The organism is Deinococcus marmoris DSM 12784 (assembly GCF_000701405.1).
Taxonomy (GTDB): domain Bacteria; phylum Deinococcota; class Deinococci; order Deinococcales; family Deinococcaceae; genus Deinococcus; species Deinococcus marmoris.
In genome coordinates this window covers 1-2,733 of the sequence record NZ_JNIV01000200.1, presented here as the reverse complement: position 1 = coordinate 2,733, position 2,733 = coordinate 1, and the positions used below count along the sequence as shown (strand labels likewise).

At 61.8% G+C, this 2,733-nt stretch carries 1 protein-coding gene and 2 pseudogenes; 1 reads left to right on the top strand and 2 read right to left on the bottom strand.

The genetic code is table 11. The annotated features are described in order from the left end of the window. Positions 1 to 739: pseudogene (locus tag Q319_RS25155) on the top strand (hypothetical protein); the annotation flags it as partial. 165 nt (positions 740 to 904) lie between these two features. On the opposite strand, the gene Q319_RS0123035 reads toward Q319_RS25155, so the two are convergent. After that, a complete protein-coding gene (locus Q319_RS0123035) occupies positions 905 to 2,302 on the bottom strand; it encodes a metallophosphoesterase (RefSeq protein ID WP_162178707.1) in 1,398 nt (465 codons plus the stop codon). A 143-nt stretch (positions 2,303 to 2,445) separates the two neighbouring features. Continuing rightward, positions 2,446 to 2,733: pseudogene (locus tag Q319_RS28485) on the bottom strand (IS1 family transposase); the annotation flags it as partial.

The window sequence follows — 2,733 nt, the reverse complement described above, 5'->3', positions numbered from 1 at the left end:
CCGCCTACTGCCGTTTCAGACTACGATCAAATGCCCAAACGGCAAAAATGCCGTTCAGAACACTGTCAACATCAAGTTGTCCAGTACTGAACTGCGTCAGGTGGTGCCTGAAGGCCGGGGCCGCGAACAACGCCTTCATTACGAATTTTCTCCCGACTTCACTCCAGTCAACCCGGCGGTCCTGCACCGCTTACGTATGCACGGGGTGACCGACGGCGTATCGCGGCAACTCGCCCGCCAGTACACCACCTCGGTCCTGTCAAGCCGTATCGAACAGTTCGAGCGACTGGTCAAATCCGGCCAGTTGACGGTTCGAAAAACGCCAGCGCACGCCCTGGTCCACCTGATCAAAAATGCCGATCAGTATCCTGATTCGGCGGTGGGAAAAACCATCACGCTGCGCCCGGAAACGCCGCGCGTGCCTGCCAGGGAAAGTGATGAAACGGCGGTGCCGAGCTGGTCGGAGGAACTCGCCCGGCTCTCTCCCGACGACGCGGCGACATTTACTGTCAAACGCGTGTCACTCCTGTACTCCAAGAAATTTACCCTGTCTGAGTTCGATACTCTACGTGACCTGGTGCTGCGTGGGCGACTCGACCCCGCTCAGGTCATTGAAGAGGCCCACCGACGGCTGACCGCTCTGGACGCCCAGGGATTTATCGACGACCTCAAAGACCGGCTGCGCTCCGAAGTGGAAGTGGAACCGATGTCGGCGGGCATCCTCTCCGAACATTCCTGACGTCCAGTCTGAACCGGCTTCACCGGGTGGGCCACGCCGCCAGCAGGCTGGCCGCTTTGTGGCTGTCGGGGTCCCTGGAGGCAGAGACAGACTTTTTCAAAGTGGGCCGGGCGTGTCCGGGGATCTCGCCGAGTTGCCAGCCACACGCCAGGCGCTCTCGCTCCCTCAGTTACGTAAGGCCGCCGCCAGCACCCCTTTGGATGTCAGCGTCCCCAGCTGTTCAAAGGTCAGGCCACCTTTCCCAAAGAACCGCTCCTGGTTTTGTGGCAGCGTCAGAAAGTCCACCGTGACCAGCGTGTATGTTCGCCCGGCTTCTGGCTGAAGTTCATTGGTGTAAATAAAGTCGCCCGTCAGGTCTTCAAAGCGTGTGTCGTGGTCCTGGTTGGCGAGTTTCAGGAGTCCGGTCAGGGTGGCCGCGTCCACTTTCGCCGCCATCAACTTGTTGTCGAAGCGCAGAAACTCGGCGAACTGCACCTGGGTCACGTCCCCTTTCTTGAAGCCCCGCCCAAACGAGGTGTGGTTGATCGCCACGATGTCTGCGCCAGTGGCCTTGCGGACTTGTTCCACTGCCCAGCGCGCGGCTTCCTGAACCGTGTAGGTCTGGCCAATCTGTCCGATCACGGCCCGGTCCTCGGCAGTGAGGTGCAGCTCGCGCTGGCGGGCGATCAGGGTTGTCAGAAGGCGGTCCCCACCAGCCTCCTCGCTGATGGGCAGGTCTTCGCTGGTCAGCGTGGCCCCCTGCGCACCAAACTGGACGCCCACCACATTCAGCAGTTCGCCCTTGAAGCCGTTGTGGAGGTAAATACTCTTTCCCTCGTCATGACGCAAATGCAAGTGATCGTGACCGCCCACCATCAGGTTCAGGCCCTTCAGTCCTGCCAGCATGGCTTTGTCCGGCACGACGCCCGCGTGGGTCAGGACGATATTGAAGTCCGATCCCGTGGTCAGGGGCGTGTAGGCCGACTGGAAGAACTCCACCGGATCCGGCGGCAGGATGGTGTTGCGGATGGCTGCGGGGTAGGTACTCAGGGCATTGACGCCCAGGCCCAGCACCGGAATCTGCCGCTCGCCCACCGTGATGGTGGTGAAGGTCCGGGCGTAGGGGAGACCCGTGCGGCGGTCATACAGGTTGGTGATGACGGTCAGGCCCAGGGCGCGCGCCTGCCGCACGAAATCCTGCTGGTCCATCAGATCGGCCTCGTGGTTGCCGATGTTGAAGATCACCGGCATTTCCCGCTGAACCGCGCGCATGAAAGCCCAGTCCAGGGCGCCCCCCGACCGGACCGCGACGACGTTGCCCAGTTCGAACAGGTCTCCGTTGAACAGCAGCACGTGCGGCACCCCCGGATTCCTAGCCTTGACCTCGCGGATGCGGGTCAGGAGCTGCGGCAGCCGGTCGTAGGCCGAGTGCAGGTCTGCGAGATTGAGCAGCACCAGATCCGGGGTACCGGGGGTCTGGGCCTGGGCCAGGCGGAACACCGGGCCGGCGGTGAAGACCAGCGCCGCTGCGGAGCCGCGTTTGAGCAGTTGGCGTCTGGACAGTGGACTGGTCACAGGAGTCATGTGCCGACTATAGGTGGTGTGATGACGGCGCGCGGACCGACGATATTTTCTGGGACACGCTTGGTAGAGGACGAAAGTCAACGCCATATTCTCGCGCTGAACCAGATGATGCAGGCCGTCGTTTCCACGGTAGAAGGCTGGAATCATGACCGACATGGGTTCTTCATGACCACGGTGCTGAGCAGGCGCAGCACGCTCCACACCGTGTCCGTGATCCCGATGGCCATTGCTGGCGTCCGTTGCGCATATTGACGACGCCCCATCGGTTCATCCAACTTGACTCGCAGGCTCCGGTTCACCCGACAGAAGTTATAGATCCCATTGACCAGATCGCTGACCGTCTGACGGACGTGGGGAAGCCTCGCGAACGCGAGGCTTCTGCGGACCTGGTGTGGATTCATGCGCCGGGCCGTCCCGTTGTGCCGTTCCAC